The sequence below is a fragment of the Parapedobacter tibetensis genome (assembly GCF_024704835.1).
Taxonomy (GTDB): domain Bacteria; phylum Bacteroidota; class Bacteroidia; order Sphingobacteriales; family Sphingobacteriaceae; genus Parapedobacter; species Parapedobacter tibetensis.
On sequence record NZ_JAMXBE010000003.1, the window covers coordinates 347,340 to 371,567 of the forward strand.

At 47.4% G+C, this 24,228-nt stretch carries 24 protein-coding genes; 12 read left to right on the top strand and 12 right to left on the bottom strand.

Annotated elements, in window-relative coordinates; all coding sequences use genetic code 11:
* The first annotated feature begins 3 nt into the window (after positions 1–3).
* Positions 4–636 carry a hypothetical protein gene (locus NF543_RS06520; RefSeq protein ID WP_257667305.1) on the top strand — a complete coding sequence of 211 codons (633 nt, stop codon included), beginning with the start codon at positions 4–6 and terminating at the stop codon, positions 634–636.
* Between the two features lie 518 nt (positions 637–1,154).
* Complete coding sequence (locus NF543_RS06525; protein WP_257667306.1) at positions 1,155–2,291, top strand: TlpA family protein disulfide reductase; 1,137 nt, start codon at positions 1,155–1,157, stop codon at positions 2,289–2,291.
* On the opposite strand, the gene NF543_RS06530 is transcribed toward NF543_RS06525, so the two are convergent.
* Positions 2,205–2,549 carry a phosphatidate cytidylyltransferase gene (locus NF543_RS06530; protein WP_257667307.1) on the bottom strand — a complete coding sequence of 115 codons (345 nt, stop codon included), beginning with the start codon at positions 2,547–2,549 and terminating at the stop codon, positions 2,205–2,207. The two genes, NF543_RS06525 and NF543_RS06530, sit on opposite strands and share 87 nt — an antisense overlap.
* 107 nt (positions 2,550–2,656) lie before the next feature.
* On the opposite strand from NF543_RS06530, the gene NF543_RS06535 reads away from it, so the two are divergent.
* The 5 genes from NF543_RS06535 (at position 2,657) to NF543_RS06550 (ending at position 5,302) form a co-directional block, all read left to right on the top strand.
* Positions 2,657–3,595, top strand: coding sequence for an alpha/beta fold hydrolase (locus NF543_RS06535; protein ID WP_257667308.1), 939 nt, complete (start codon positions 2,657–2,659; stop codon positions 3,593–3,595).
* Between the two features lie 250 nt (positions 3,596–3,845).
* Positions 3,846–4,472 (top strand): porin family protein, encoded by a 627-nt coding sequence (locus tag NF543_RS06540; protein ID WP_257667309.1) that lies wholly within the window; start codon positions 3,846–3,848, stop codon positions 4,470–4,472.
* Between the two features lie 24 nt (positions 4,473–4,496).
* On the top strand, positions 4,497–4,667 hold the full coding sequence (locus NF543_RS06545) for a hypothetical protein (RefSeq protein ID WP_257667310.1): 171 nt from the start codon (positions 4,497–4,499) through the stop codon (positions 4,665–4,667).
* Between the two features lie 119 nt (positions 4,668–4,786).
* Entirely contained in the window at positions 4,787–5,014 is a 228-nt protein-coding gene (locus tag NF543_RS25485; protein ID WP_373274994.1) for a PLDc N-terminal domain-containing protein, read from the top strand.
* A 66-nt stretch (positions 5,015–5,080) separates the two neighbouring features.
* Positions 5,081–5,302 (top strand): PLDc N-terminal domain-containing protein, encoded by a 222-nt coding sequence (locus NF543_RS06550; protein WP_257667311.1) that lies wholly within the window; start codon positions 5,081–5,083, stop codon positions 5,300–5,302.
* Between the two features lie 144 nt (positions 5,303–5,446).
* On the opposite strand, the gene NF543_RS06555 is transcribed toward NF543_RS06550, so the two are convergent.
* Complete coding sequence (locus NF543_RS06555; RefSeq protein ID WP_257667312.1) at positions 5,447–5,809, bottom strand: hypothetical protein; 363 nt, start codon at positions 5,807–5,809, stop codon at positions 5,447–5,449.
* Positions 5,810–5,964: 155 nt separating this feature from the next.
* Between NF543_RS06555 and NF543_RS06560 the strand changes: the two genes are divergently transcribed.
* Positions 5,965–6,174, top strand: a complete 210-nt coding sequence (locus NF543_RS06560) for a hypothetical protein (RefSeq protein WP_257667313.1) — start codon at positions 5,965–5,967, stop codon at positions 6,172–6,174.
* Between the two features lie 42 nt (positions 6,175–6,216).
* A complete protein-coding gene (locus NF543_RS06565) occupies positions 6,217–7,050 on the top strand; it encodes a hypothetical protein (RefSeq protein ID WP_257667314.1) in 834 nt (277 codons plus the stop codon).
* Between the two features lie 58 nt (positions 7,051–7,108).
* On the opposite strand, the gene NF543_RS06570 is transcribed toward NF543_RS06565, so the two are convergent.
* The 10 genes from NF543_RS06570 to NF543_RS06615 all read right to left on the bottom strand — a co-directional run bounded on the left by NF543_RS06570 (position 7,109) and on the right by NF543_RS06615 (position 22,134).
* The gene (locus NF543_RS06570) at positions 7,109–8,440 is read right to left on the bottom strand and encodes a MutS-related protein (protein ID WP_257667315.1); all 1,332 of its coding nucleotides are present in this window, start codon (positions 8,438–8,440) and stop codon (positions 7,109–7,111) included.
* Positions 8,440–9,774 carry a MutS-related protein gene (locus NF543_RS06575; RefSeq protein ID WP_257667316.1) on the bottom strand — a complete coding sequence of 445 codons (1,335 nt, stop codon included), beginning with the start codon at positions 9,772–9,774 and terminating at the stop codon, positions 8,440–8,442. Before NF543_RS06575 ends, NF543_RS06570 begins: the two co-directional genes overlap by 1 nt.
* Positions 9,775–9,782: 8 nt before the next feature.
* Positions 9,783–12,101: a Gldg family protein gene (locus NF543_RS06580; RefSeq protein ID WP_257667317.1), complete on the bottom strand. Its 2,319-nt coding sequence runs from the start codon at positions 12,099–12,101 to the stop codon at positions 9,783–9,785.
* An 8-nt stretch (positions 12,102–12,109) separates the two neighbouring features.
* Positions 12,110–13,042: an ABC transporter ATP-binding protein gene (locus NF543_RS06585; RefSeq protein ID WP_257667318.1), complete on the bottom strand. Its 933-nt coding sequence runs from the start codon at positions 13,040–13,042 to the stop codon at positions 12,110–12,112.
* A gap of 44 nt (positions 13,043–13,086) precedes the next feature.
* Positions 13,087–14,616 carry a PKD-like family lipoprotein gene (locus tag NF543_RS06590; protein WP_257667319.1) on the bottom strand — a complete coding sequence of 510 codons (1,530 nt, stop codon included), beginning with the start codon at positions 14,614–14,616 and terminating at the stop codon, positions 13,087–13,089.
* 35 nt (positions 14,617–14,651) lie between these two features.
* Positions 14,652–15,359 (bottom strand): DUF4843 domain-containing protein, encoded by a 708-nt coding sequence (locus NF543_RS06595; protein ID WP_257667320.1) that lies wholly within the window; start codon positions 15,357–15,359, stop codon positions 14,652–14,654.
* A gap of 11 nt (positions 15,360–15,370) precedes the next feature.
* Positions 15,371–16,783 carry a RagB/SusD family nutrient uptake outer membrane protein gene (locus NF543_RS06600; protein ID WP_257667321.1) on the bottom strand — a complete coding sequence of 471 codons (1,413 nt, stop codon included), beginning with the start codon at positions 16,781–16,783 and terminating at the stop codon, positions 15,371–15,373.
* A gap of 17 nt (positions 16,784–16,800) precedes the next feature.
* Positions 16,801–20,133 carry a SusC/RagA family TonB-linked outer membrane protein gene (locus tag NF543_RS06605; RefSeq protein ID WP_257667322.1) on the bottom strand — a complete coding sequence of 1,111 codons (3,333 nt, stop codon included), beginning with the start codon at positions 20,131–20,133 and terminating at the stop codon, positions 16,801–16,803.
* An 83-nt stretch (positions 20,134–20,216) separates the two neighbouring features.
* Positions 20,217–21,377 carry a FecR family protein gene (locus tag NF543_RS06610; RefSeq protein ID WP_257667323.1) on the bottom strand — a complete coding sequence of 387 codons (1,161 nt, stop codon included), beginning with the start codon at positions 21,375–21,377 and terminating at the stop codon, positions 20,217–20,219.
* A gap of 136 nt (positions 21,378–21,513) precedes the next feature.
* On the bottom strand, positions 21,514–22,134 hold the full coding sequence (locus tag NF543_RS06615) for an RNA polymerase sigma factor (RefSeq protein ID WP_257667324.1): 621 nt from the start codon (positions 22,132–22,134) through the stop codon (positions 21,514–21,516).
* A gap of 386 nt (positions 22,135–22,520) precedes the next feature.
* On the opposite strand from NF543_RS06615, the gene NF543_RS06620 reads away from it, so the two are divergent.
* The 3 genes from NF543_RS06620 to NF543_RS06630 all read left to right on the top strand — a co-directional run bounded on the left by NF543_RS06620 (position 22,521) and on the right by NF543_RS06630 (position 24,208).
* Complete coding sequence (locus NF543_RS06620; protein WP_257667325.1) at positions 22,521–22,955, top strand: RDD family protein; 435 nt, start codon at positions 22,521–22,523, stop codon at positions 22,953–22,955.
* A 119-nt stretch (positions 22,956–23,074) separates the two neighbouring features.
* Positions 23,075–23,296: a hypothetical protein gene (locus NF543_RS06625; protein ID WP_257667326.1), complete on the top strand. Its 222-nt coding sequence runs from the start codon at positions 23,075–23,077 to the stop codon at positions 23,294–23,296.
* Between the two features lie 207 nt (positions 23,297–23,503).
* Entirely contained in the window at positions 23,504–24,208 is a 705-nt protein-coding gene (locus tag NF543_RS06630) for a DUF6624 domain-containing protein (RefSeq protein WP_257667327.1), read from the top strand.
* The last annotated feature ends 20 nt before the right edge of the window (positions 24,209–24,228 follow it).

A 24,228-nucleotide genomic window follows, 5' to 3' on the forward strand; every position in this document is an offset into this window, starting at 1 on the left:
TAAATGTATGATATAAGACCAAACCTACTCATCGGATTCCACGGTTGCGACGCCGCTGTATGTCATGAATTAATCAATAAACCAGATAAAGTCAAACTGAACAAAGAGCCTTTTGATTGGTTAGGGCATGGCATTTATTTCTGGGAGAATAATTACGAACGTGCTCTACAGTGGGCGAAAGACAAACACAAGCGTGGGCGGATTAAAGAACCAGCCGTTGTTGGCGCCGTTTTACAGTTGGGGCTTTGCTGTGATTTCCTGGATAGTAAATACATCAAAATCTTACAGGATTATTATGCTTCCATGGAAGAAAGCTATCGCCTTTCCGACTTGCCACTCCCTAAAAATAGAGATCTACCAAATGACGAACATAAAGACCGCATATTGCGTGAACTAGATTGTGCTGCAATTGAATATATGCATGCACGTATAGACCAAACCATACAACGTGACATGCAGACGAAAGGATTTTCTGATTATAGAAAGTTCGATTCTACCCGAGGTGTATTTACAGAGGGCGGCCCAGCATTTAGTGGGGCCGGCATATTTGAGAAAAGCCATATACAGGTTTGCGTCCGCAATGTGAATTGTATTAAAGGGTTTTTCCTGCCAAGAAAAGAAATCGATTTTAAATAATCCCCGACCGGCCGAACTTGGGCTCTTGCTTGAGGATGCGAATTTAACCGTTCAACACAAATACACGTCGTTCATCACCTATACGTGTCGTTCGTCACACCCATCGATCACGCGCTTCGAACTTTTCATTCCCCGAGAAGGGTGTTTTATTCCTCTGCATCCGTGTTTATTCCGGGAAGGTGTCGTTCATCATAAATACGTGTTGTTCATCCAAGGATTCCGCACTTCATCACAGAAAACGAGGCTTTCATCACAAAAGGGAACCGTTCTTCACAAACGGCTTGTACAACAAACCCATTTTACTTATATCTTAGCGCAAACGCAACTGACGACAATTAATGACAACAAAACCTACCTCATCAACCAAAATGCTTGCTTTGATACTATTGGTGACCATACCCTCATTAAAATGCTCATCAATTATCAGTGTAGTTTGCCATACTAAACGCAAGCATTGTAACGTTATAAACTAAATGAATAGTTTTAAAAGACTTGCCTTATTATAACCTTATAACAAGATGAAAAGAAACGTCACCTCCGTTTTATTGACTGCCTCGTTTTTACTGTTTTTAAAGTTGGATTGCCGGGCCCAATCGGACAGTACGTTTATCATCAAAGGGGTAATTGATACGGTGCCCCACGCCACCTATTTTGTGACTTATCAACAACGAGGCAACTGGGTCAACGACACAATTTCGTTGAATGCGGATAGGCGGTTTGAATATGTGGGAATTATTGGAGAGCCAACCAGATTTAGCCTGACGGTAAAAAATGACATAAATCCGAATTTAGCTGGCAATTTATACTTGTATTCGTTTTGGGTTGAGCCGGGCAAGTCTTTATTTTTTGAAGGAAAGGCAAATTGGCTCTTTGAGGGGGTGTATGGCCCAGTGCCTCGTTCGGGTAATTTTATCCTTGAAAATTCGGATATGGAAATTACCGCTAGCAGATATTCGGAAAGTCGGCGGGTGGCACGGCAGAAACGGGAGGAAGCTGCCGGACGCTCCTTGACAAAAACGGAAGGCGCGCAGCTTGCCGACAGTTTGCGGTTTGATTTCATCAAACGGAATCCGGATAATTACTTTTCGCTAAACTTGCTGTACGGACAACTAAGAGGCTCGAATCCGAATTATACGCTTGCGGAGGAATTGATGGATGCGTTTACAACACAACTGAAAAGCACTTACTTGGCTAAAGAGCTGGAACAACGCATACTCGTAGACAAGCTAACTGGAATAGGCCGCGTGATGCCTGATTTTAGCCAGCGCGATACAGCGGGTAACCTGTTTAACTTATCGGATTTCCGTGGAAAATATGTTTTGGTAGACTTCTGGGCGAGCTGGTGCGGGCCATGCCGGGCTGAAAACCCAAATCTCGTTAAAGCATATAAGGCCTATAGCTCAAAAGGGTTTGATATTTTGGGGATTTCGCTAGATGAATCCAAAGCACAGTGGTTGAAAGCCATTGGAAACGATGGCCTTACTTGGACGCACTTGTCTGATCTGAAAGGTTTTGACAATGAAGTGGCTAAAAAATTCTTTATCCATGCCATACCGGAGAATTTCCTATTAGATCCCAATGGGGTCATCATTGCCAAGAATGTGAAAGGTGTTGCGTTGATGAAAAAACTGGAGAATATATTCGCGCAAAATTAACTCATACTGACGCTTTAGTTTTCCCCTACAAATAGAACAGCCAAAATACCGCCCCTGTAAAATATAGCTATCATACCGGTCTAATATGCCTCCATAGCCCGGAATCAGGTTGCTGTAATCCTTCAGGCCACACCTGCGTTTATACCATGAGGCCAACGCATCGCCCATAAATGCCCCCGTACAGATCAGCACAATGTCAACTACCTGCATTACCTGAACAATGGACAATTCATGGAAACCGCACAACGGGTTGTACATATGTCCCCCATTGGTACTGTCGCATTTAACCCCTATGATTGTCGCATATATATTGCAAGTGGCATGGTATTATTGCCGAGATTTGTATTGTAACAAAACCGCACGATATGAATAAGCATATGATAATCAGTCTCTCGGTTGCTAGTATTGTGGCTGTATTGGCATCCTGCCAACCGCATTCGAAGGATGGACAAAATGGTTCAGTTGAACCAAAAGAAACGGTTGCCAGCCAGGACATAAAGCCCGCTGAAAGTGGCTATGCAGACGTAAACGGACTAGAAATGTATTATGAGATTTACGGAAAAGGTAAACCCATCGTACTTCTGCATGGTTCCTATATGAATATACCCATGAATTGGTCGCATATCATACCCTTATTGGCCAAAGACCGGAAAGTAATCGTAACGGAAATGCAAGGCCACGGCCGCACAAGGGATATATCCCGCGAATTGAGTTACGAAGGTATGGCAGACGATGTGTCCGGCTTGCTCAAGCACCTCGAAATAGATAGTGCAGACATTTTAGGGTATAGCATGGGAGGCGGGGTAGCCTTTCAGGTAGCCGTGCGCCATCCTGAACAGGTACGCAGGCTCGTGGTGGTGGCAGGTACCTATACGCATGACGGGTGGTGGCCCGATGTGGAGGCCAGTTATGCTACGTTCACCGCAGATATGTTCAAAGGCACACCTATAGAAAAACAATACGACAGTCTTGGAAACGATCCGGACCATTTCCCGGAATTTGTGAAGAAGGTTATCAGTATAGACCTGAAGCCTTATGATTGGTCCGAGGAGGTAAAAAACATAAAGGCTCCGATATTCATGGCCATTGGCGATGCCGACGGCGTACGATATGAGCATGCACTGGAGCTGTTTCGCGCCAAAGGCGGTGGAAAAATGGGGGATATACACGGGCTGCCAAAATCTCGCCTGGCCATTATACCGGGCACAACCCATATAGGCATGATCCAGCGGACGGATTGGCTGATACCCATGATCACTGATTTCTTGGATTCTGACCTCAATATGGCGCCTCCTACATTTTAGAAACGCTACTCAAGGCTCCTAGAATACAAAATGGCGGTAGACAGGATTTGGCCAAAGTATCACAGTAAAGCGGGATTCGTCACCAAGATGATTGAAAATTGGGAAAATAATATAGGGGGTGGTGGGAATATATAAGTGAAAAATAGTCCTATGGGAACGCTTTTAAAATCCAGAAAAACTACTAAATTGACCTGCTCCTAGACCGTCTACTTCAAAGGCGCTATAGGCCGGATAATCTTATACGAACAATATGAAACAAAGGCTGTTTTTAGTCGTAATGGCGCTGCTAGGTAGTGTTTATACATTATATGCACAAAATCAATTTGGCATAAAAGCGGGTGTTAATCTAAACTTCAATGAGACCTATGAGAGTTATGATTCGTTTAGTCAGCGTTCCACTACGTTTGGCGAGGGAACGGTCGCCCGATTTATAGGCGGGGTATACGCAAGTTTTAATATGACTGGCAAATTTTACATACAGCCCGAATTACTGTATTCGCAGCACTATAACATCATCGAGAAAAGCGGCGACAACTGGCGATCCCTCCGCGAAGCCAAGGTGGATTATTTGAATATACCTGTACTCATACAGTATGAGGCTGCTTCGGGGTTGAAATTAGAGGCAGGCCCCCAGGTTGGCTTTCCAATTTATTCGCCAGAGATCGTGGAGGGAGGACCTAATGTCATTGAATCCATGCGCATATTTAATATCGGTGTGGCTGGAGGCATCAGCTACCAAATTCCTAATGTGGGGATCGGTGTCTTTGCTCGCTATACCGAAGGCTTGTCCAATATAACCAAGGAAGAGGTCGGCAGGGATAAGGACAGGTTCTGTTCTTTCGGGCTAAGCTATGCGGTGAGCGCGCTGTGGCGGTAAGCGCAGGATGTGGTGTGATGGTAAATGAATAAGACCACATGGAGGCGGGAAACTACAGCAAGTGGTAAAAGCATCACCGGATTTGGCCAAAGTATCACAGTAAAATGGGGATATGTCACAAAAATGGCGGGAAGGAAAACCAGCGGCTTCCAACGGGCGGAAGACAGCTATGTGGTACCTACATATATGGTATAGGAATATCTACCACCAGTATCGATTTTTATGTTGTGTTTGTCAAGAATATACCTTACTTTTAATCTTTATAGGCGCATATCAAAATCAAAGAGAACCCTATTAACATTAAACCAAATTATATGATACCACTATTTTCAAACATTGGATTGCAAGAGATTGTCTTATTGCTTTTTTTTATACTCCCCACCCTAGTCGTGTATTTTTACTGTTTATTTCACGCAGCTATCAATAGAAATATACCGGGATGGCATCGCTTGCTTTGGTTTTTCGTCATACTGAGCCTACCTCTTCTGGGGAGTATTGCCTACTGGATGATTGGGAGGAAAGCAACGAAAGTAGTAGCTTAGGTTCTGAGAGCTGAGCGTTATGAGGAAATGACGCTGCTCGCTTTTTGGGCTGCAACAAAAAAGACTATGATAACACTATTTCTAGGCACACAGGAAATTATCCTATTAGGGCCAATCTTGCTCACCGCAGTGTTGTACCTCTATTGCATCGTCCATTGCATAACGAACAATAAGCTACAGGGCAACAGCAAGCTGCTTTGGCTGATCATCATACTTGTGGCTCCGTTTATTGGCAGCCTCATTTACCTGATTGTGGGGAGGAAAGGCAGTCGGGAAGGAGTGACGTAGGTAAAAGGGACATAAAAAACCTCCTTATCAACAGGTAACTAATTAGAAACCCGAAATGGCGTAGGGATGAAGTGGTGTTTGTTCATATTGGCCCTGCTATTGATTGGTACGATCTCGCATTTGCGGCCCATGGTAAAATATCGCCTATTCTGCATGCGCTTCCAAAACATGAATACCTGCGTACCATGCTATATCTGCTGTACAAAAATGAATTTCATCATCTGTGCGCCGTCGGATCTTTATTACAATGATTTGTTCGGGGCTGTATGTATCTTCCAAATTGACCGCTGATATCAACCCATTGCCGCTATACCCATCTGGGAGAAAACGCGTCAAACGGTGGATGTCTTTTTTCTCGAATTGGACCAAAGGCCCTGCTGGACAACCGTCCCCCTTACGTAAAAAAGTAACCCGGAAAACATCTTCTTCGAAATTGTCACTTTTCTCACAAGACTGCAATCCAACGAATAGTATGGATATGATAGCAAATAGTAATTTTCTTTTCATAATCAGTCGGCTTTGGTATGGATAACGTTTAATGCCGCACAAATGCTACACATTCTTCGCATACTCGCTTCATCATTAAGAAGGCTATGCACGTGATATATGAAGTATAATGGGGTATTTGCAAATTCTTTTGTATTTTTAGCACTGGACATAACATGATGGTAGGAAGGAAAGTAATCATATTTATAGCGTTAGGTGTTCTTTTTGGGCGGGTTGTTAGTGCGCAGGAATCGGTAAGCCCCGATTGGATTCGTCCAGATCACGCTAGTGCGGATGCCGTTTGGGGCATAAAAAATGGCATCGTATTTAGCCTATGGCCCTATGGCCTGGAAAATAAGGAACATCGATATGGAGGCGGGCCGTGAGGGCTGATCCGCGTAGGGTATGAAAGTGAAGGTGCTATTTATATGATAAACTTCCTGGCAATAGAGCCGGTTGTAGATGGAAAGATAGAGTTCAGCGAGATTTCTCCTTCCGCAGTAGATGGCTTATGGGGAAAGCTCTTATGGGCTGGTGACGGACCGACCCCGGGATTCTATCACCCTTCAGCGAAAACCCGGGGGGTTGTTAGCCACATCGGTGAGGGTGACCTAGCGGCCAAGGAGCTTGCTGTCTTTGTTTTTATGGAGCGCTTTGCCAACGGTGCCGCTCCCTACCTAAGGCTCTCCATCCGTAGCGACAGGCCGGAAGAATTATGCGTACAGGTGTTTAATCATGATAATAGTGCACCCATGGAGCGCTGCGCAATCACTGCCACCATGGGTAACTACCCCCGGCTAAGACGGCTTTACTTGAAAAACCGTGTTGTTCAGTCTGAACAGCTATATGCAGGATTCGACGGAATTAACTTTATTGAAAAGGAAAGCTACCCCAGCCAGGACATGCTGGAAGACCAGGAGGGAAACCTGTGGGTATTCGCCACGGGCAACGAATCCATAGAACAGCTCCTGACTTGGCCGGATGATTCACTGGCCAAAACGAAGTTGAACTGGAAGTATCGGCCGCCATTCAAACTTACCCAGTACTGGAAAAAGGAAAAAAGGGAAGCCGATCCTTCGTTGGTGGTGCGGGTAAACGGTAGGGCCCGGTATTGGAGTGGAGGGAGCGGGGATGTGTCGCACTATATGCGAATTCCGGGAGGTCCATCATTCGAAAATTTTGAGCTGCGGGAAAAATATAACCCTGGCCAGAGGTTTTATTACGGCTTGACAAAGAAAACTCCGGAGGAGATAATCGATTGAGGTAGTGATGATAGCCTACCAAGAGCACGCTATACGGTTTAAGAAATAAAACATATTCTTAAATAAGCATCCCTTGGATGATCTCCACGATTTTCTCATTGTTGATGATTATCATACCGTGACGATCATCGCTGATACCCCGTTGCAATAAGTAGGTATATTTCGGTTTCCCATCCTCCATATAAGTAGGCATATACGCGAAACGAAAACCTGCCTCGCTTTGCTGGAGAACCTGGCCAGCTTCGGTAATATGGGTAGATATGATGAAACAACACCTGCGATAACGTGAAAAGGCGCGCGTCACAGCCACCGTGGCGTCATAGGCGTCTTTTACATTAGTCCCTTTAAACAGCTCGTCGAACACCACCAGCAGTCTTTTCCCTGCTGCCACTTCCTGAGCGACATGCTTCACCCGTAGCACTTCAGCATAGAAATGGCTATACCCCAGATTAAGGTTGTCTGAAACATTGATGGACGTATACATACCGTCAAAAGGAGTAAATCTCATTCGCGCCGCCGGCACCGGAAACCCCATATGCGCCAAATAAACGACAACGCCAAACGCCTTCATCAAGGTGGATTTGCCGGCCATATTCGCTCCTGTGAGGAAAAGCACATTGCTTTCCCTATCCAATGATACAGCGTTGGCGATGGCGTCGGTTATCCATGGATGATAAAAACCGTCTACATCGAGGTTTGCGATATCTGTCGATGCCGAAGCAAAGGCAAAACCTCGCTGTGCGGCAATATTCCCCACCGCACAATAGACATCCAGCTGCAAGACGAGATCGATTAGCTTGGCCAGCTGATTGCCGTATATCAACTGGAGCAGTCGATCAAATCGAACTATTTCGGCGAATCCCAGCCGCCGTGCATGGGCCTTCTTGTATCCTATTTTCAATGCCTCGCTCTGGAGTACCGTATCAGCTTCCTTAAGTTGTTGCCAAAAATCCTGTGGGACATCGCGTTTCAGGAGCGCGGATATAAAGCTGCTCAACACATGGAGGTACCTGAGGGTCGCCTCAACATCCGCTTGCAAGGCTTCATAACCCAGGCCCGTGCCTAGTGATTGCCCTATTTTTTTTCCGGCCACATAGAGAAACGACGTTAAGAGATTGTGCTTCGTAGCGCGGTGCAGGTAATCCGTTACCTGATCATGCTGCTCAGAACTTATCGGCAAGGTTACCTCCTCCTTGCTAAAGAACGCGATGACAGCCGATCGATTGTTGATCTCCTCCACCGTTGTCAACGGCTTTCTGAACATCGATTCCAGGAGACGTTCACCGCCCCGGGTCCGGGTTTGATTGAGAAGTGAAAAGATGCTCTGGTGTTTAAACTTGCCTAGCAAGTTTAGATCATCAAGTGTTTGTTTGTCTGCCTCAAACGCCATTATCCTTCATGTTTTCCTGATTCCAAAATGGCGATGATGCCTTCGTTTTTGACGATCATCATCCCGTGTCTATCTGCGGTAATCCCTTCCTTTAATCGGTAGGTGTAGTGTGGCCGCTCTCCATGCATTTCTGTGGGTAAGTATTTGAACACGATATTCTGACACCGCTCCCCTAACACGGCGCCTGCTTCGATAATGTGTGTGGAAACCACAAAAAAACCGGTATTTGTGGAGGCAAAGGCTTCCGTGACGGCAATGGTGCCATCATATGCATCCTTCACGTTGGTGCCCCTAAACAGTTCGTCTACGACGACCAGCAGGCGCTTGCCCTTCCCTAGATATTGAGCCACAGTCTTGATGCGTAGCACCTCAGCGTAGAAATGACTATACCCCATGCTGATGTCATCTGCGAGGTTGATGGTTGTAAACATCCCGTCCAGCACAGAAAAAGTCATATCAGAAGCGGGCACGGGAAAACCCATATGGGCGAGGAAGACAGTTATCCCTAGGGTTTTCATCAGCGTGGATTTGCCAGCCATATTGGCACCGGTGAGTAAGAGTACATTGTGCGAAGCATCCATCGTCACAGTATTGGGTACCGCAGCGTCGACTGCCGGATGGAACATATCGATAATGGATAATGTATTCCCGCCATCTAAAGCGGTGGCAAATGCAAACCGCTGGGTTTTGCCCACCTTCGCCACGGTAATGTAAACATCGAGATGGTAGATCATCGCCAACAGTTGTTGGAGCTGTTCATGGAGTTGAAAGCGAAAAAGGCGGTCGTAGTGTACGTTCCGCTCGTGAACCAGCTTCCGCTTCCTGTTATCTTCGACAATTGACGACCTATTGAACTTCTCCAGGAGCTGTTGGATGCGCTGTAAGTCATTCCAATATGCGGGTTCGGCGTCCTCCGCTACCGCATCTACGAAATTATAGAGTGCATCCAGCAGGGCGATGCAAGCCCGTATACCGTGGGCAATCTGCTGATAGTCCGTATCTGCAGCGGTATAGCTTTTCAGCTTCTGCAGCATGGTGCTGTCCATAGCGGATAGCTGGGTGCGAGCATCGCGATTTGCCAGAAAATGCTCAATGGCATCAAACCACTCTGATTGAAAGGGAAACGGCATATCCCGTTGCTGGAAGTAGCGGATTATGCCGCTCCGCCTACTGATGCTGGCCAAGTCGGAAAAGGGTTGCTTGAACATCGCTTCCAACACCTCCGTTCCGCCCCGTGTATGGGTTCGATTAAATCGGTCGAAGACCGATTGTGGCCGCCCGGTTCCGAACACCTGTAGATCTGCCAAGGTCTGTTTGTCAATAAGAAAAGCCATAGATATGCTTATTTTGCCCGGCGTCTAAACCAAACCAACAAATAGCCGAGTGCTGCCAGCAACGGGATCACTCCGGTGGCTATCCATTTTGTAGCCTTAAATCCCCACTTTGCAATCCAGATGTCATTGTCAGTAAAGGGGGGGCGAGCGATATCCAGCGGCACTTCATCATCGGACATCCAATAAAACGACCCCACGATTACGGTATGGTTTGCTGCTGGGATATCTTTACGACTCCGATTAAGCTCGCCATTGCTGATACAATCGGCATCGCCGAGGACGATGATTTTCTGTGTTTTTCCACCGATGCTACGCTGCAGTGCCACCGCGGTGGGCAAAGCTGCGGTTTCTACCTCGCCCGCGGCGGGATTTATCGTCACATGATCATCAACGAAATCTTGAGTTTCTAACTCGTTCCACACCCCTGAAGAGTCGGCCTCTAATAGCGGTATGGCGGTATATCCCAGTTCGCGTGCGCCAGAGAAATCGATCCCGGCTACGGCAGGCATCACGACCACCTGCTTACGCTCACGTACCCGTGAGAAATGCCGGGCCAGCTGACCCGATGCCTTTGAAGGTATGGCGAAAATCATATCGGCTTGGTAATTTTCACTTGGTTTAACGAGTCTTCCTTCCATCAGGTGCACGCCAAAAAGCGCAGTCACGGGGCCCATGCTTTCCTGTCTTCCGGGTTCGGCAGCAATCAGCAGGTTGCCTCCACGATCAATGTATTTTCTCAAGTGCTCCATCTGGCTCTCCGGCATGGCGGTTTTCATATCGGCAATAACGAGGATATTGATATTATTTGGCACCTCCTTATCGAGCGTCAGCTGCTGGAAGTCAAATCCTTGGTTAATGAGCGAGTATCGAAATGTCTTTTCTTGCGCAAAGCGATTGTAATCTCGATCACCCGTTTTGATACAGTCGCGTTCGCCATGTCCTTCCACGAATCCAACTTTGGGCAACGTGTCTACCAATCGTTTGAAAGCAACGCTGATTTCGCCCTCTGAGGGGAGGAGCATGGGGTCGTCAAAGACACGCAGCACGGTCTGTTGTCCACTGTCGCGTTCCAATACCTTCGTGTAACGGTAATTTTCGCCGGCAAGTGTCTGCTGAATGGCTCCGAGCTGGTTTGCCGGCATAAAGACGGTCGAGTCTACGCCATAGCTGCGGGCGACCTTCCCCATGCGTTGCTCATCATTCAATGTGGGGTAACGATGGTTCAACGATTCCTCGTTATTGCCCTTGGCGTAGTAGCGCACGTATTTCATCTTGATCTCAGGCTTAAACCGCAGGTACTCTTTGAGCCGTTTCATGTCTTCCAACTCTGCCCTAGGCATCCCCATCCAGAGTAGGCGGTCTTGATCAAGGGCATTGGCATAGGTGGTGATGGTGAGTCCGCCTTTCACCTGGTCTACAATCTCTTGACTGGCCGGTGTCAGTGTACGCAGTTTCGTACGTGTGGCATCATAAAAATACATCATGGCGGGGCGCGAGCTCACGTAGCCAATCAACACGGCTAAGCCCACGGCCAGCAGATAGCGCCCCAAGGATACGGTAAAGCGTATTTTTTGCCGTACTGCTTTAAACCGCAGGATTGATAGGCTCAAGAAAAGGCCGATCACCGTGATGAAGTAAATCACATCTTCACTACTGATGATGCCGCCGATGAATTCATTTGTCCGACCACCAATAGACAGCCAAAACATGATATCGCGCACAAAGTCTACATCTTGCCAGAGCTGGCTTACGTAGTTCAGCACGGCAAATACGGCAAAGGTGCCCATAGCCGCCACCACTTGATAAGATGTCATGCTCGACATGAAGAGGCCTACGGCGCCATAGCCGCATATCAGCAAAAATATACCCAATATGCCGGGAAGGGTGGCCAGGAAGTCGAAGTTCTCGATGACGAACACACCGTAGAGGTCAAAGGCAAACACGACCCCTGTCATCATCAGTGCATAACAGACAATGGCTAAAAATTTGCCGAAAATAATCTGGGCATCGCTGATAGGCGACGCATACAGCAAATTGATGGAGCCGCTGCTCAATTCACGGCTCATCATTCCCATGGTCAGCAATGGGGTATAGAAATACAGGTATCCCAGCAATTTGGAAAAGAACCCGCGCCATGGGTCAGTATATAAGTTAAGGGTGACACCGTTCAGTTCAAAGCCAAGCTCCTTCGAATTGACGAAGTTGCCCAGTGCATCGGTAAAGACGATGCTGGCCTGAATCGTAAAAACAATAAGGATAAGCCAAGCAATCGGTGAATAAAATAGCAATTGTAATTCGGTGCGTGCTATTCTCGTAATCTGTCTCATTTTTCTAGTTAATCAGTTGTTGGTGCATTTTTTTTTGAGAGTTCGGCAAAGATGGTTTCCATGCTGTTCGTTTCCGCGGTAATTCCCCGGAGGCGCCAACCCTGCCGAACACTGTGTTGTACAATCGCTTCCAGCATCTCGTCTACGTCGGTCACTTTCACACGGTAGCGCGTGCCTCCCAGAGGTTCTACCTCCAAGATCCCCTGCAAGTGTGATAGCCCTTCGGCAGCATGAGGTTCCAGCACAGACACCACAATGGTGTTTGGCACCAGATAGCTGTCAAACTCATCCACACCTCCGGAAAAGACCACACGGCCTTCAGCAAGCATCAGGATGTGATTGCATGCCGCCTGCACTTCGGAAAGTATGTGCGTAGAGAGGATCACCGTACGATCTTGGGCTATGGTTTTGATCAGGTTCCGGATTTCCAAAATTTGGTTGGGATCCAGACCGTTTGTCGGTTCATCAAGCACCACCAATTCGGGGTTGTGTATGATGGCTTGAGCAATGCCTACGCGCTGCTGGTATCCCCCAGAAAGATTGCGTATCAGCCGTTTACGGAAATGGACAATCCCACATTTTTCGAGTACTTCATCTACAGCCTTCCGTTGACTACCGCGGGGAATGAGCCGCAGGCCGGCACAATGGCGCAGGTACTCCTCGATGGTCAAGTCGATATGTAACGGCGGACGTTGGGGGAGGAAGCCCATCAGTCGTTTTGCCATCACTGGATCGTCCTTGGTATTGATGCCCTTGATGTATACATCGCCCATGGTGGGTTTCAGCACCCCACAAAGGATATTCATCAAGGTAGATTTTCCGGACCCATTGGCTCCCAGGAGCCCGTAGATTCCCTGTTGTGGGATTTCGAAATCAATATCTCGGATGGCCCAATGCACGGCATAGCGGTGCGATAGCTGTTTTACGTTTACAATTGGCATATGTTGTTTTTGTTCCTTATTATTTGCATTTTTTGTTTGTCGTTTTACAATTGCGTATAGCCGAAACCGACCTTATACATGCTACTCACTGGTACCCCCTGATCCAGTTCAATGCGCTTGATCAAGCGTGCAGCAGGGTTGGCCATCTGTTCGGAAAGAATGCCGAGCACGTATGTATCGCCATTTTCCAAACCCACAAGCAATTGGTCGTGTGTAGTAACACCCATCACCGAGTTTTGCCTTGCGGCAATGGTTTTGATGGGCGCGTCAAAAGTGAAATAGGCGGAGCTCTGTGCTTGGCTGTGTTCATAGAGGTAAAGTGTATTGTTGTTTGTCCCGCCGGAGTAAAACAGGTAGTTTTCTATCCGCTGTAGCTGGCAGAAGATGCTTTGCGGTGTAGCGGTACCAACACCGAAAGGCTTTTCGGAAAAGAATAGCGCGGCGCAGGTATAATATTGATCCATCACCTGAATTTTCTGCACGTAATGTTGCCCAGTATCATCGCGAAAGAACAGGAAGTAGGAGGAGGTAAACCGGCCTTGCTGCAATTTACCCACATAGGCTAATTCTTTATCCATGGCATGGATAAGCGTAGTACCCGGCGGGATGGGCGGTCCGGACATGTAGTTGATTGGCAGTACGAATCCATGATCGGTACCGAGGTAAAGGCTGCCGTTCGTTTGGTCGTAAAAGATAGTCTGCCCGCTGAGGTGGGTGCCACTCCATCCTTTGTGGAATTTGACCCCGCTTGGAATGAACATGGGTTTATTGGGATAAACACCTGATTGGGCGTAGGCGTTATTTTCGTGCTTCCGTGTATACACGTTGCCATTGTCATCGAGCATGAAACTATAATCCCACATGTAAAATTCGCCCCGGGGTCGAAAATCATCCGGCAGCACATTGCCGAGGAAAAAATTATTGGTATTATAAATGGGGCCAAGGTTGGTGCCGTCTAGCTCGATATTTCCCGCAGGGTCATTACGGACAATCAGGATATTACCGGTATTGGTCAGTCCGCCGCCAGCCATCCAATGTTCTTTAACCGCTATGGCGTTTGGGCCAAGTTCCTCCTGCGCGATGGTGGTGTAGAAGTCGGCCGTAACCACGTATGTGTCCGGGTCGATAAAGGAGATGATGCCTCGGTTTTCCTTTTTGGTGAGAACCACCCACCCCGTTTGGTATTCGGGCACGGCATCCACATAGAATCCGGCAAGGAAGGTCGATTCGTCGGCTTTGTTGATGACTTTCAGTTTGACGTAAGGACGTTTCCCTGTCAGCTCGCGTACCGCATAAACCAGTTGGGGATTGCGGCTGATCTCCTCACCATTGCAGTACCAAATAAAGGTAAAGGTTTCACTAACATGGGTCGCCAGCGTCGTGTCTCCACGGTAAATCAATAGCGGATTAATATGGAGGGTATCACTCGTTTTGGGCCCAAGGAAACCATTGTTGCCCAAGTCGATTACCACTTTATTGACGTCTGCATAATCATAGAGGCCCTTATCCTGATGGCAGGCGCACGCCATGAGTGCCAGACCGAAAATCATGTGAAGAAATATAAACTGTTTCATTGTTGGTTTTCCGTTTAATGGTTAGTGCTTAAGCATTATGTCAAATTTGGCGATACATTGATGAGGCCATGCTCATCTTCATATATCTCGCCCTGTTCGCGTCCCCGCGCGAGGAAGTCGCGGAAGATGACGGCATAAGCGCGTTGTTCGTTTTCAGAGAGATCGCCCATGTCTGCAATGCCGGTAGCTTCGATAAATAGCCTGTATTTGGTGTCGGAATACGCCCCTAGGAAGTTGGTAGTTACGGTGTTGTTCCACCAAGCGGGCCGAGCAATCATATCTGAAAAGTGGATATCGATGTATCGATTTGTCAGCGGACCTAGCTTGAAGTGCTCATTTTCATGGATAGTGAGTCTCAATGTGCGCTTTTCCTGTTGCAAACCTTCAGAATGATGCAGCACCAGCGCAAGCGTATCGACAGCCAATCCCGCCCGGAACACGAGCGGATGTGGCAGCTCAAAATCGCCTTCGAGTGCGGTGGTGTTTTCGGCATCTACGGTTAGCGCAATGGGCCGATTGACGGGGCTTTGGTTACCCACCAACTTCACGAACACGGGGATGGTATCGTGCACCGCCCCCGGATTGAAGGCGAAGGAATATTCAATGATATCGGTGCTGCCAATGACATCGGGGGTGCTATCTGCAAAACAGAGATAGTCGGTGTTGCCATAAAGGTCAATTTCATCTTTGGTGCATCTCGCTAAGCAGAGTAGCGCCAATCCCAAGGTAAATACATGTTTCATGGTTAAAAAGGTTAGTTATCCAATGAAATTTCTCGTTCGGGTATAGGAAGCACAAACTTATCAGTCAACGTTTGGTTTCCCCCCGTTTCATCCAGTATTGTTTTATTTAGCCGTTTATAGAGGAAAAATAGCTGGCCTTCGCCAACGTATTCCCTCCGGGCATCATTAATGATGGCATCCAGCAACCCATCTTTGGTCGCCACGGCTGGCAAGGGGATGGTGCATCCGCGTTTTGCCCGCAAAGTGTTGAGCAGGCCGAGGGCCGCATCTGTATCGATATCATACGTAGTTTCGGCAGCGATGTAGTACATTTCGCTGAGGCGTATCATAGCAATAGCTGATGTGATGTCGCCCTCTCGATCTAGGCTAACGTCAAACTTTAGGAGCTGGCGGCCATCGGCGGTCATGTAACATTTCTTCCGATAGTCCGAGTTGAGATCAGCGCCGAATATCTGCACAGTATTGGGTAAGAGGAAAGTCACCTTGTTGAACTGTTTTTCATAATCGCGTCTGTATACTGCGAAGATGATGTCGTCAGACAGTAGCCGATCGTATTCGTCAACATCCACTACTGTTGCCGATGTCAGTTCCACGGTGGGCTCATCGTCGGCTGTGCGGCTGTTGATGAGTTCCATGGCATTGTCAAGCGCCAGTTGGTTGTCTTGGGCATAGCTGGCTACTCGGGCCAACAATGCCGTGGTGGCATAGTAGCCTGCACGAAACCCCCTGCGCCCGATGCCATAGAAGCCTGGGTCAAAGGTAAACCTCGCGGCCTGAAAGCGCTGTTTGGCTTCGGTGGACGTGTCGAACCCTCGCTGGATTTCCTTGCTGCGTTTGAGATCTGCGATGATGAACTGCAAGATTTCACTGGTGCTGCGATAGGGCATGGGCGTATTGGAAAGTTCCCCATAGTAGGGTATGGCGGCCTCGTCTGCCACAGCCGGTGCGGGTGCAAAGAGTCGAAGCAGGTCAAAGTAGAGCATGGCGCGGATACTACGTGTTTCGCCTTCCAGCATGTTGCGTTCATGCTGAGCAAAGAAAGTGCTTCCCTTTTTTTCCAACTGACCAAGCAGCGCATTGCAGTTTGCGATGGTATTGTAGGCTAGACCCCACATTTCGCTGATCTTCTGGTCCATACCGTCGCTTACATAATCATAGTTTTTCAATCCGTCATACAACGTCTTTTTCAAGTCATAACATCGCGCCAACACATCCACAAAGGCAAACTTCCAGTCGCTCCCATAGAGTGTGGGCGAGGAAACATTGGTGTAGATTCCATTGAGGGCGATGCTGAACCCTTCGGGTGTTTCAAACAACACATCTGCGGCCACTTCAGATTTGGGTTCCAATTCGAGCCAATCTGAGCAACCAAGTGGCATGGCCATTGCACCAACAAGGAGGTAGTAATAGATTTTTCGTGCCATAGTATCGTTATTTTTCACTAAAAACTTACGTTTAGGGTCATGTTTACGGTCCGTGCGTAGGGGTAAGTGGTACCACGTTCGGTATCGATGGTTGAGATACGCCCGAGGTCGTTGGCCGTGAGCTGCACCTTACACATAGACAACCTCCATTTGTGAACCAACTGTTGGGGCAGGGAATACCCTAGGGTCACGGAATTAAAATCCACATAATTGTTTTTCTGCACAAACCGAGAAGAAACTTGGGTTACCTCATTCCACTCGCTCACGTCTTTCAGGTGGGTGATGTCCCCAGGCTGCCTCCATCGATCGGTAAACACGCGATGATCCACGTTTTTGAAAATACTAGCATTCTCTACCTTATTCACTAGGGTGGCATTGTACATTTCACCACCATATTCATAGATGAAGCCGGCAAAAATAAAGAATGATTTATAGCTGAAGTTCAAACCAAAAGACCCTCTGAAATCTGGTTCAGTGTCGCCTACGACTATGTGTTCAGTTTGGTGCCATTCATAGGTAGGTACACCATCGCGCATGAGGAATACCTCCTTACCGTCGGCAGGATTGATACCCAGTGAGTTCATTGCGTATATGGCCGTTTGAGATGCCCCTTCGTAGTATTTATTAAGCGGTTTATTCACTACGCTGTGGCTCCGGTAATATTCTTCCACCCGCAGGTTATATTCTTGTAGGGCATTATCTATTTTTAGGAACCTATTGGTATTGTGCGCCAGTGTGGCATAGACATTCAGGCTGAGGCTGCGGGTAGCCAACGCCTGATATTGTGTGCTTACTTCGAATCCCTCATTCAGGATTTCTCCCAAGTTGCTTTTGAATGCCGAAAATCCTGTTGAAAGTGGCAGTGTGATGTCTCCGATCAGGTCTATTGTTTTCTTGTGGTAATAGTTGGCTGTGAAATTCAGCTTGTTGAATACCGCCAGATCAAACCCCGCGTCAAACATCTTGGTTTTTTCCCATTCCAGGTTTGGGTTAGCGAGGGAGATGATGCTAGCTCCGATGCCAGACACGTACCATTGATCAAAGTTGTAGCGGTATGTGCTTTTGGAGACACTTTGGGAGAAACCAGCCTTACCCACTTGGCCATAGTTAGTGCGCAGCTTGAAATTGGTCAGCCAAGGGAAACGATCTCGCATTCCCTTGTAATTATGCACGTTGACCCCAGCACCGACAGACCAAAAGGGGGCAAACCGCACATTGGAACCGAATTGAGAAGCTCCGTCATAACGGCCGGAAAAATCGAGCAGGTAGATGTTGTTGAAGGTATAGTTGGCCGATGCCAAGAATCCCAGCAGCCTTGATTTCTCGCTATCGCCGGTGGGCTTGTTGAGGATATCAGCCGCGAAGTTGACATCATCTGTGTTTCCGGAGAGAAATCCCCTTACCGTATATCCAGATCGGTTTTGGTCCTTTTCGGTAGCGTTGGCACCCAAGGTCATATTCACATGATGTTTGCCCAAAGATTGGCCGTAGAGCAATAGTGTATTGAAATCCCAGGTATTCAGTTGGTCGTCTAAGATGCGTTTGGTTCCCTTTTGGTCGAAGTCTAGCTGGTCAAACGTGGAAGAAGCTGGATCTTTGAAATCCTGGAGCTGGCTTTTCCGTTGAGCGAGGGCAAACCGCGTATCGAGTCTGAGGTTATCCAGTATGGTCCACCTAAGGTTGAAGTTGTTGATAAACTCATTTTGGTTTGTTTGGTTATAACTTTTGAGGTGGGCATCATACAGCGGATTTCCGTTTATTCCGCGATGGTCAAACCATTGGGTCATCGTCTTCCGATAATTGCCCTCCTCATCCAAAAATGTATCATAAGGATTTTTCTCGGCGTAGGTAGCGAAGGCGCCGAAGGGCGATTCGTTGGACTGCGTGTTATTCCATTGGATGTAGTTTCTAAACATCAGCCTATTTTTCCGATATGACAGGGAGAAGCCGATTGCATTGGTATTCCTGGCAGAGCCTTTCATCACGCCATCGGTGCGTGCAAAATTGAGGTCTGTGCCGAAGATAAACTCCTTGGAACCCCCTTCCAGCAAGATATTGTGCCGGTGGTTCAAAGCCGTTTGCAGCGGCTGAGATAGCCAGTCCGTTTCCACGCCGCGGTTGATTTCGGCCAGCTTATCGTAGTAGCTCTGTTCGCGATCGAGGGCCAAGTTCGGGTTTTCGTTGGCGCGCGGGACAAACAGGCCCGCGATGCGTTCAAGCTCAAGCTTGTCTCTTGCGTTTAACAAATGGTAACCGGAAAGATCCGGGGCCGACACACTTCCGTTGAGCGAATAATGAATACGCAACCTCCCGTCTACAGGTTTCACGGTTTCGATCACCACCACGCCGTTTGCTGCCCTTGAACCGTATATGGCGGTAGATGCCGCATCCTTCAAGATGGATATGGATTCCACTCGGGTAGGATCCAAGTCGAATACTCGCTGCACCGGCACCTCATAGCCATCGATGATAAATGTAGGCAGGTTTGGGTCGTTACGCAACTGCGTTTCAGACAATGCGGCCTCATCATCGGGCAGCGCTACATCACTGATGCCAGAGCGCCCCCTGATGTACACGGAGTTGATGTTGTTGGGGTCGGATCCGAGCTCATTGTTGTCGAGCATCTTAAACGAAGGATCGAAGATCTGGAGGCTGCGAAGGATGTTGGTGGGTGATACCTTCAGCAATTCCTCGCGGGTAATGGTGACCGCCGATCCGGTAAAATTGCTTTTATCGATATAGTTGTATCCGGTGACGATGATGTCATCAAGCGATTGCACATCCACCGTCATGTGGATATCGAGTGGTGTGGCAGGCGACTGAATCTCCACCTCTTCGCGTTTGTAACCGAGTATAGATGCCACTAAGGTAAATGGAGGTTGCTGTTGTACTTGCAAGGTAAAACGCCCTTGGGCATCGCTGGACACTCCTTGCAGTGCATTTTTCAACGCCACGGTGACGCCAGGTATGGGAGCTCCTTTTTCGTCATAGATGACGCCACTCACTCGCACACTCGGTTGCCCTGAATCCCTTTGCGTCCGTTTGATCACGACCGCATTATCTTGGAAATCAAATGTGAGTCCCGTATTGATCAGTACACTCCGCAATACCTGTTCCATCGGTTCGTTCACTGCCGAGACAGACACCCGGCCAACATTGCGGAGTAGGGCAGCATTGTAGAGGAAGCTCACGTTGGTCTGCCGCTTAATGGCATCGATCACCTGTTCCAACGGGACGTCTTGCAGGGTCAGTGTCACCTGATACTGCTGGGCCGATGCCCTGATTGGGCAACAGGTCAGCATCAACAGTGTGGCCCATACCCACATGGTGGAAAGTAGCGGTATTTTCATAAATTCACTAGTTTATAGTCGTTTAAACTTAAGTTGATCCGTTTAAGTTGATCAGTCTTTGACAGCTTCCCTTTAGGCGCTTCCTACTTGCTAAACAAGATTAGCTGCATTCCTTCAATCCGGTAGCTGACTTCCCCGGTACGCTGCAGCAGCCTCAGAAACGCCGTGATGGAATCGTATCGAAGCAGATCGCCTGTAAAGGCAATATCTTTTACGTGTTCATCTTGATAGTAGACCTCCACGTCGTACCACCGAGCGAGCTCGCGCATGATATCTTCCAGACGGCGTTCGCGAAACACATAGCGTCCATTACGCCATCCGATCTGTCTATTCGGGTCCGTTTTTCGTTTCTCCACATGGCCAGAAGCATCGGCCACGGCCAACTCGCCGGGGTTCATCATCACGGTCATACGCATGGTTGCAAATGCAACTTTTCCGGTCACCAAGGTGGTTTGTACTAGATACTCATCAGGATAAGCTTTGACATTAAATGCGGTTCCATAAACATTTACCTCGCCAAGGTCGGTTACCACAGCAAAAGGTCGTTCATCATGATCTACTTCGAAATAAGCCTCGCCACTCAGTTGTACTACCCGATCTTTTCTATCAAATTCCAACGGGTACCGCAACGTCGATTCGGCATTGAGCCAAATCTCGGTGCCATCCTGGAGGATCACATGGTATTCACCGCCCTTTGGTGTTTGCAAGACTAGGTGACTTGCCATGGCGCCCTGGAAATGGAATCCCTGTTTAGCACTGTCAACATCCGTGTTGCCTGCATTGACCACGTCAGACCCATCAGTGTACGTAATACCGTCATCAATCACGATACCGGTTTGGTCTGCGCTTAGTTCGATCGTTTGGCCATCTTCAAGAGTAAGTGTTGCTCTTTTGCCGCCTGGTGAGATATCCGGCTCAGCGCTGCTTTGTGCGATCATGTTGCCCGCTTGCCGCCGCTCCTCGATTTTCCATAAGCCATAGCCTACACCAAGCGCAAGCACCAATACCGCGGCCGCTGCCCACCGGTACCAATGCCTTTTTCTTCCACCATCGCTTTGCGCCACATGATTGTATATCACCTGTTTCATCTGCCTTCCGGCATCTTGTATCTGTCGTTCACTCGGCATGTCTTTCCTACCACGCAGGTAGTGCAAAAAGGCGATTTCGAGCAGCGCGATTTCTTCTGGCGAGCAGGTGCCGTTGACGTATTTCTGATATAGGGCTTGAGCTTCCTTCTTGTCCATTTTCAATCTGTGCTGTCTGTCTATAAGAGCAGGCTAGCGGAAAAATGTCCCGAAAAAAATGAAAAAAATAATAAAAGGCTTCGTTAGTGCGAAAAATGCTCCTCTAGAATGCAAAAAGCAACCACAAATACGCCGTTTAATCAAAAAAACGATCCAGCCAAACCGAAACCAGAGGCACTGTGGTCAGCAGTTTGTCGTTGTTGCGCAACGGCTTCAGTTTTTCGCGCATTTTTTTTCCTGCTTGGCTCAGCTGGTTGCGCACTGTTTTTTCAGATAGCTCCAACGCATCGGCAATTTCCTGATTAGATAGCTTTTCTAGGCGGCTCATGATGAAAATCTGACCCATGTTGCCGGGCAGTTGTTCGGCAATACGGGCCACCAATACAAGAAGTTCACGATGGAACATAGCCGCATCGGTAGTGGGGCTCACGGTATTGACCGCTTGAAGCAGCGCTTCAGCTAGGTCATGGCGAAGCCTATCCGTGGCTGCCAGTCGGTAAAAGCGATAGCGTACAGCCGAATAAAGGTAAGCCGATACTGAATGAGTAATCGAAATCCGTTCCCTGCTATCCCACAAGGTCATGAAGGTTTCCTGTACGATGTCTTGGGTCTGCATGTCATCAGCGGTTAATTTGAAGGCATAGGCATACAGCAATGCTTGGTAGCGGCGGTATAGCTCGTTGAAGGCCTTTTGGTTACCGTCTCGCATGACTTCGAGCAACTGTTCATCTGTAAGCTGAGGGTAAGGAACCGTCATGTCCACAAATTAATGCATTTTATAGGAGATTGCCAATAACTTAGCGACCTGATTTCGATTAATAATTTGGCATAAGTTACGGAAAACCAGTGTGTAACTCCATGTTTAAGATCGTATTGATCAAAAACCGCCGTCGATCTGAAGGTTTTTCTTGACAAAAAAACATGCTCCAAAAGCTCGAATCTTAAATTTGGGAAGTTCCCTTAGTGAACAGAATCCACCCTTTTGAAACAAGTTTGGAAATACTAAACCTTAATTGCTATCTTTATAAAACCAATATAATTTGGGATAGCACCGTACGATTTATTGCGTGCATAGTTAATTAAGAAAGAGCAGATTATTGAAATATTATCATTGAAATTGAAAACTAACCGATAAAGAAAATCATGAACAATAGCGTAGAAGAGTACCCATCACTTGTTGACCGGATAAAGTCAACGTTTATCGATACGGTTGTAATAATCGTAGCGATGTTTATTTGTTCACATGCATTGGATGGATTGCCGGACGCTGCTGGATGGATGAGAGCCGTCTGTTTTGTGGCCGTGTTTCTATTGTATGATCCCCTATGTACCGCCTTCGGCTGCACGGTAGGAAACTATTTCATGAAAATACGGGTAAGACAAAATGAAGACCATAACAAACGCATTAACTTCTCTTCTGCGCTGATAAGGTATATCGTAAAGGCGCTGCTAGGATGGGTTTCTTTTCTAACCATCCATTCCAATGCTGAAAAAAGAGCTGTACACGATATGGCGGCGGGAAGTATCATGGTGAATTTGACAACTAACACCATTGCATTACAAACAAGCAATAATTAAACATAAGATAACTACCAGATGCTGAAACTGATAAATATATAAGGCAAAAACATCAAAAGTTGTTTTGGTTTACTACGTTTTTTAGTATTTTTGTGGCTGTAATCGTAATCTATTTAGCCATGGAAAAACAACTGAAAAGAGGAGACATTGTTCGCTACCACACCCCGTATCCGGATGAAGTGGGAATACAATACATCGTGTTGAATGCTTTTTATGACATGCCTAAACCAAGGGTAGAAATACAAACATTGAGTACAGGGTTGCATTTTGCTCCGCGCTATACGAGCTTTGCCGAAGAGTTGGAGATGGTATGGGATGCACGGAGTCTCCATCTGATCTGATGATAAACGAAAACTGGATATTTGTGGCATCAAGCGGAAAAGCCCTTGTTTTCAGGAATTTGCAAAGCCTCCGCAATTGTATAACTTTGCATAAAAGCATCAAATTTGAAACCTTCAATTTATAGCGCCCTGTAATATGTTGTTAGGCTTGGCGTATTTGGGAGAACGGTGACGTGATAAAGGACGGTTTTAGAAAATTAGACAGACATGAAACAACGATTCTCTTTCTTTATTTTTTTGACCTTACTCATGGCCTGCAACGCAAAGGGTACACGAAATACCACTTCAAGTGAGCAAAGCAGTTTATTGGATACGGCATTGATGGTTGAACTTGCTAGAATGGTAGAGATTGATCAGATAGCAGCCATGGTGCCAAAGGGAAAATATAAAGCGTATAGCAACGAGGGATGGCAGCGCTTCCAGGACAGTGTGTTTACCACACATCAAAAGCGCTTGGCGGAGATTTTCAGCCAGCGGGGATTTCCGGGGTATGATGCGATAGGTGAGGAAGGATCCAGGAATTTCTGGCTGATGGTGCAACATTCGGATTTTGATCCTGCATTTCAGGAAACGGTATTAGATGCGATGAAGGTACAGGTAGACAAGGCGAACGCAAGCCCCAGTGACTATGCGATGTTAGTAGACCGTGTAAGTCTGAATACAGGGAAGCCTCAGGTGTATGGTACACAAGTAACCTATAATGTAGAAATCTGCCAAGTCATACCTAAATCGCCACTGATGGATAGTATCCATGTGAATGAAAGGCGTGCGGACGTAGGGCTCGAACCATTGGAAAACTACCTCAACATGATGTCGGAAATGCATTTTGAAATGAACAGGGCCAATTATGAAAAGCAAGGGATTACGCAACCTGTACTGTATCCTACAGCCTCAACTAAATCTGATAACTAACGGTGAGCCGAACGGACTGG